The following is a 6,000-nucleotide window of genomic DNA, read 5'->3' as shown; positions in this document are numbered from 1 at the left end:
GGCGGAGCCGAGGTCGCCGTTCCAGCCGACGCGGCCGTTCTTGTTGATGCGGACGCGTTCGACGGTCCAGTCGGTGAGGCCGCCGGCCTGGATGCCGCGGGCGGCCAGGCCGTGGATGTTGAGGTCGTGGAGCCAGACGTTGCGCGAGGCGCTGGCGTAGATGCCGCCGCGGGCCCAGGGCGTGGCGCTGGTGCAGGCGACGCTGGAGACGGAGTGGGCGTAGACGCAGTCGCTGCCGTCGGTGATTTCCAGGCAACCGACTTCGATGTTGGAACTGCCTTCGAGGTTGAGTACGCGATCGACACCCCCAGCGCCCCGCAGCCTGGGTGGAGCCGAGCAGGATTTGCCGAGGATGCGGGTCGGGGCGCGGCTGCTGGGGCCACTGGGGATGGCGGCCGGGTAGCAGCGGGCGCCGCTGCAACCGGCGGCGCCGGGTGCGCCTTCGCCGATCCGGTAACTGCCGCTGCCGATGATCAGGATGTCGCCACCGGCAATGCGCACGGAGCCGTCGGGACCCAGGGCGTAGAACGGATGCTTCCAGGCGCAGTCGCGATTGGTGCCGGTATAAGCGGTATCGGCACGGCCGCTGCACTGGCTGGCATCGCCCCCGTCGGGGCGGACGTAGTAGGTCGTCGCGGCGCGGGCGGCTCGCCCCAGCGGCGTCACCGGAAGGTCGGTGGCTACCGCATCGCGCTGCCTGCAGTCGGCCTGTACCGGGACGACATCGGCGCCGCACGCGATCAGGCTGGAAGCCAGCGCGATCGTCGCGATTGCGGCTCGCTGCGCGCCCCGGCGACAGCTGGGCGGTGCGGGGCGAAAAGCTCCGTTCATGCCGCAGGCACCCGCCCCGGGCCCGAAATCGCGGCGCCTGGGTCGGCCCGACGGGATGCCGCGCATGCGCCGCTCATGGCAGCGGGAATTTCCGCAGCAGGGAAAGACCGGGCGCGATGCGCGCCACCAGCGGGAAGCGTTGGGCCATGGGGATCGGCGCCACCGGCCTGCCGTAGACGATTCTGGCGGCGTGCGCCTTGATCGTGCCATAGCGTTCCATCAGGCCGCACAGGATCCAGAAGTTGGCCATGATCAGGCCCTGGAAGAACGGGCTGCCATAGAGGTTGCCCAGCGCCATCGCTACCACGGTCAGGGTGAACCCGAGCGCGAGCGTGCTGGCTTCGGGGCGCGCGCTTCCCGCGCTGCGGCGCAACCAGCGCGCCAGCAGCCACAGCCGCCAGAACAACCAGAGCATCGCCAACAGGCCGATGGGCCCGCATTCGGCCAGCATCAGCACGAATGCGTTGTGCGCGTCCATGCCGGCGTGGTCGGTGTACTTGCCGATCTGCTTCGGGAACTGGTCCAGTCCGACGCCCATGGGGTGGTCGCGCAGCATCTGCATGGCGCCCTTCCAGATCTCCAGACGACTGGTGGTGCTGGTGTCGAGTTCCACCGAGCCGCCGGCCTCGACCTGTCGGGTCTCCTGCACCCGCTCGACGACGCTGTTGGGCAGCATGCTCGCGGAGGCGACGAGCACCAGCGTCGCCAGCGCCGCGGCAGGGAAGCTGCGACGCAGCAACAGCACGAGGATGACGAACGCCGCAATCAGATAGGACTGGCGCGAGTAGGTGAACAGGATCGCCGCGACCAGGATTCCGCCGCCGGCGATCGCGGCCAGACGCACCGGTTTGCGTTGGCGCAATTGCAGCGCCACCGCGACCAGCATCGGCAGGAACATCGCGAAGAACACGCCGGCCCGGTTCGCCTGCCCGATCCCGCCGAAGGGCCCGACGGCGCGCTGGGTGCCGTCGTAGGCGCTGAAGCCGAACTGGATGCCCTGGTAGACGGCTTGCAGGCCCGTGGCCACCGCGACCACGAGGACCAGCACGATCAGTTGCCGTGTCCCCCGCAGGTCCTGGCGGCAACGCCGGTAGATGAAATAAAGCAGGGGATAGAAGATCGCGTTCTTCAGGCTGGCAAGGTCGTCGTCGACCTGCGACAGGTCGCTCCACTGCGCGGCGACGAAACCCAGCACCAGGACCGCGAACAGGCACAACAGCGGGGCGCCGAGAAAGCCCGGGACGGCGAGGTGCGCGGGGTCGCGGCGACCGAAGAGCAACCCGCACGCCAGCAGCAACATCAGCAGGTTGGTCAGGTTCATCCCGGGGACCACGATGCTGACCGGGAAGTAGAGTGCGAAAGGCAGCAGCACGATCGGCATCGCGAACAGCAATCGCGTCATGGTCGATGCCCCCCGCTCGCGATGCCGATCGCGCGCATGGACGGACCGCGGTCGGCGCCCGCCGCGAGTGCGGCCGGCGTTGCCTGACCGCGATACAAGGCCAGGATCCGGTCCAGCACGCCCGGCAGCGCGGCATGGCGTTCGATGGTGGCGCGCGCGCATGCGCCCATCTTCAGGCGTTGCTGCGTCGGCAGCGCGGCGGCTGCGGCCAGGCATGCGACCAGGCCGGCGCGGTCGCCGGGCTCGAACAGCCAGCCGTTGGCGGGCGTCACCAGGTCCTCGCTGCCGCTCACCCGGCTTGCGATCATGGGCAAGCCGCTGGCCATGCATTCGAGCAGGGTGTTCGACAGGCCTTCGACGCTGGAAGGCAGCACCCCGACATCGGCCTCGGCCAGCACGGCCTCGATGTCGCTCCGGTGGCCGTCGAAATGCACGTTTGCGTCGATCCCCAGTTCGCGGACGCGGTTCTTCAGCGCCGTTTCCAGGGGGCCGCCGCCGACGATGCGCAGCGATGCCTGCGGATGCGTCGGCAGCAGCGCCGAAAACGCCTCCAGCAGGGCGAACAGGTTCTTCGCCGGCACCAGGCGGCCGACGAACAGGAACCGCGCAGATGCGCCGGCGGTATGTTGTCGCGGACGGAAACGGAGCACGTCGACTGCATTGGGGATCGCGGCGATGCGGCTCGCGGGAATGCCGCGTGCGACGAGGGCATCGGCGATCCGTCGGCTGATCGCCTGCCAGGCATCCGCCCGGCGCAGGCAATGGAAAATCGCGCGTGCACGCAGTCCGGGCCGGACGGCGAGGTTGCCGGTATCCAGCTCCGCGGCGCTCGCGACCTTGACCACGACCCGTGGCCGCTCGAGGCGGCTGCCGAGCAGCGCTGCCATGGCGGCCACGTAGCGGGGCGAATGCGCGTGCCAGGCGTCGTAACGCCGGCCTTTGAACCACAGGAACAAGGCCACTCGGCCCAGCAGCCACGCCGTGCCGAGCAGGCGCACGCGCGGATAGGGCAATCGGCAGATCGGGACGCCGTCGAGGCGGTCGATGCGCCGCTGCGGACCCCGTGCGCTGCGCGGGGCCAGCACGGTGACGCGATGACCGCGTTGGCGCAGCCCCGCGGCGAGGGTCCGTGCCTGCAATTCCGTGCCGCCGCCATTGACCGGCGGATAGGCACCGCCCAGCAGCATGAGCACATGCAATCGGGTACGAGAGGCAATGTCGGCCTGGGGCCGCTGGTGCGCATTCATGGCGGGCCGCCCGCTGCGACATGCCGACCGGCGTCGGCCGTGCGGGTAAGGGTGCCGGCTGCCCTGCGCAGGAGGCAGCGCTCGTAAACGGCCGTGGTGGCGGCCACCAGGGTGGGCACCGCGTGCGCTTGCGCCACATGTTCCCGTGCCTGCCGGGACAGCCGCGCCCGCAGGGTCGGGTCCGTGCACAGCCGCGCCATGCAGGCGGACAACGCAGCGACGGAGCCGGGCGCGAACAGCAGGCCGGTGCGGCCGTCCCGGACCAGTTCGGGCGTACCGCCGACGGCCGAGGCGATCACCGGGCAGCCGGCGGCCATGGCTTCCAGCAGCGCGTTCGACTGGCCTTCGAAACGCGAGGGCAGGACCAGGAAATCCGCGGCTTGCATGAGCCTGACGGTGTCGCTGCGCTCGCCCAGGAACGACAGGTCCGCCGCTACCCCGGCTTCCCGCGCCAGTTGCTCCAGTTGCCCGCGCAGGGGCCCGTCGCCGGCGAGTGCGATCCAGGGCCGCTGCTCCGGCGCGAGCGCCGCCAGCGCGGCGATCAGGCAATCCAGGTTCTTCTGCGCCACCAGCCGCCCGGCGAACAATCCGAGCACGCGGCCGGCCGGGACGTCGAGATGCCGGCGCACGGCGTCGCGTTCGTCCGGCGCGATCGGCGGTACCTGGTCCACTCCGTTGACGACGGTGTCGAACCGGGACACCGGCAGGCCGGTGCGCTGTGCCGTGGCAACAGCGCCGGCACTGGAATTGGCGATCACCGCGGCACAGTGGCCCAAGGTGAGGCGCTTGAGGCGCCAGTACCACGCCGGCTTGTCCAGGTACTGGTTGCGTTCGGAAGCGATCAGCACGGGGTGACGGCCGGACGCTCGCGCCGCCAGCACGGTCCAGAACTCGGCGGTCAGCGAGAACGCATGAACCAGCGCGTAATCGCGCCGGCGCAGCAGCGCGGCGTAGGCGATCAGGAAGCGCGGGTCGAGGCGTGCGCGCTTGGGCAGGTGGTGCACCGGGGTGCCCGCCTGCACGAGCGCATCGACCAGGAACGAGCGTTCGCGGAAATAGGCGAGTTCGGGTTGCCACCGGCTGCGGTCCATGCCGGCCAGCAGATGGGCGATCTGGCGTTGGCTGCCGCCGACCCCCATCCCGTCGATGACCACGAGGATGCGTTCAGGCGGCATCTGCTGTAGCCCTCGCCATCAGCCGGTGAAGTTTCCGCGCTTCCTTGTCGGCATCGAATTCGCGTTCGATGCGCAGGCGCGCTGCGCTGGCCAGACGGTGGCGCAATGCGGCATCGTCCAGCAGCCGTTGCAGGGCGTGCGCCAGCGCCTGCGGATCGCGCTGCGGCACCAGCAGCCCGTGTTGGCCGTCGTCGATCAATTCCGGCACCCCCGACACCGGACAGCTGACGACCGGACATCCGGCCGCCATCGCTTCCATCAGCGCGACCGGGATGCCGTCGCGGCTGCCGTCTGCGGCCACCTGGCAGGGCAGGGCGAACGCCACGGCCTGGTCGAGCGCGGCCCGCACCTGTTCCTGCGGCAAGGCCCCGGGCAGCTCGATCCTGTCCTGCAGGCCATGGGCGAGGACCGAAGCCTGCAGGGCCGCACGCTGCGGGCCTTCGCCCACGAGCAGGCACCGGAACCCGACCCCGCGTGCCTGCAGCAGGGCGAGCGCCTCGATCAGCGTGTCGAAACCCTTCATCGGCACCAGGCGACCGACGCCCAGGATCAGGCTTCCGGCGCGCCCTTCGGGACGCCAGGGCAGATGCGCCAGGTCCACCCCGCAATGCACGACCTCCAGCTTGCGTGACGCCAGCGGCGAGACGTTGTGGTCCAGCCAGTCGACGTTGTGTTGCGAGACGGTCACCGCCAGCGCAGCGTCCGCAAGCTTGCGCGGCAGCAGCTGGCGGTTCACGAACACGTCGTGGGCATGGCAGGTGAATCCGAACGGGCGCCGCAGGACCCGTGCCAGCAGCCAGGCCGCGGTCGCGGGATAGGTCGACCAGTGCGCATGGATGTAGTCCGGGTCGAACCGGCGCAGCCAGGCCAGCTGGCTCAGGGCATCGGCCAGGGTCGCCAGCGATTTCATCAGGACCGCCGGGCTGCGCCAGCTGTCGGCCGCCACGATGAAGGCCGCCGCCGACACCCGCCGCGGATATGCGCCCCAGGCGCGCAGCGCGCGGCCGAGCAGGATCGGCGGCGAAGGCGGCTGGCGCACGCGATCCAGCAGCGCGGCGGCATCGGCCTGGACGAGGCCCGTGGACGGCGACCTGAGCGACAGGATGCGGACGTCGACGCCCTGCTCCAGCAGCGTGCGGATCTCGCGGACGATGAACGTCTCCGACCAGGCCGGGAACCGCGACACCACGTACAGCACGCGTCGCGGAGCGACACGCGGATGCGGCGGCGTGTCCGCGCAGGCAGCTTCCGGCGGCATGCTCGGAGTGCTCGCGGCTGCAACGTACATGTCCGCTCCCGATCGCATGGCATGCCATCCGGCCCGATCTTCGTGGTCTCTGGGACA

General features: G+C 70.5%; 5 protein-coding genes. All 5 read right to left on the bottom strand.

Annotated elements, in window-relative coordinates; translation table 11 throughout:
* On the bottom strand, nucleotides 1-897 hold an 897-nt coding region (locus tag D0Y53_RS10530), incomplete at its 3' end, for a hypothetical protein (RefSeq protein ID WP_147319058.1).
* A 7-nt stretch (nucleotides 898-904) separates the two neighbouring features.
* On the bottom strand, nucleotides 905-2,224 hold the full coding sequence (locus D0Y53_RS10525; RefSeq protein WP_117203250.1) for an O-antigen ligase family protein: 1,320 nt from the start codon (nucleotides 2,222-2,224) through the stop codon (nucleotides 905-907).
* A gap of 5 nt (nucleotides 2,225-2,229) precedes the next feature.
* Entirely contained in the window at nucleotides 2,230-3,480 is a 1,251-nt protein-coding gene (locus tag D0Y53_RS10520; RefSeq protein ID WP_117203247.1) for a glycosyltransferase, read from the bottom strand.
* The gene (locus D0Y53_RS10515; RefSeq protein ID WP_117203245.1) at nucleotides 3,477-4,655 is read right to left on the bottom strand and encodes a glycosyltransferase; all 1,179 of its coding nucleotides are present in this window, start codon (nucleotides 4,653-4,655) and stop codon (nucleotides 3,477-3,479) included. The genes D0Y53_RS10520 and D0Y53_RS10515 overlap by 4 nt, the downstream gene beginning before the upstream one ends.
* Entirely contained in the window at nucleotides 4,645-5,913 is a 1,269-nt protein-coding gene (locus D0Y53_RS10510; protein WP_158550639.1) for a glycosyltransferase family 4 protein, read from the bottom strand. Before D0Y53_RS10510 ends, D0Y53_RS10515 begins: the two co-directional genes overlap by 11 nt.
* Nucleotides 5,914-6,000 lie beyond the last annotated feature (87 nt).

Origin of the sequence: Cognatiluteimonas weifangensis, from assembly GCF_003416885.1 — a bacterium.
Lineage (GTDB): Bacteria > Pseudomonadota > Gammaproteobacteria > Xanthomonadales > Xanthomonadaceae > Cognatiluteimonas > Cognatiluteimonas weifangensis.
This window is presented reverse-complemented; position numbering and strand designations above follow the sequence as displayed.

Excerpts from the sequence above, each read along its gene's own strand:
- D0Y53_RS10520 (WP_117203247.1), bottom strand. The coding sequence starts at position 3,480 with ATGAATGCGCACCAGCGGCCCCAGGCCGACATTGCCTCTCGTACCCGA.
- D0Y53_RS10515 (WP_117203245.1), bottom strand. The coding sequence starts at position 4,655 with ATGCCGCCTGAACGCATCCTCGTGGTCATCGACGGGATGGGGGTCGGC.
- D0Y53_RS10510 (WP_158550639.1), bottom strand. The coding sequence starts at position 5,913 with ATGCCGCCGGAAGCTGCCTGCGCGGACACGCCGCCGCATCCGCGTGTC.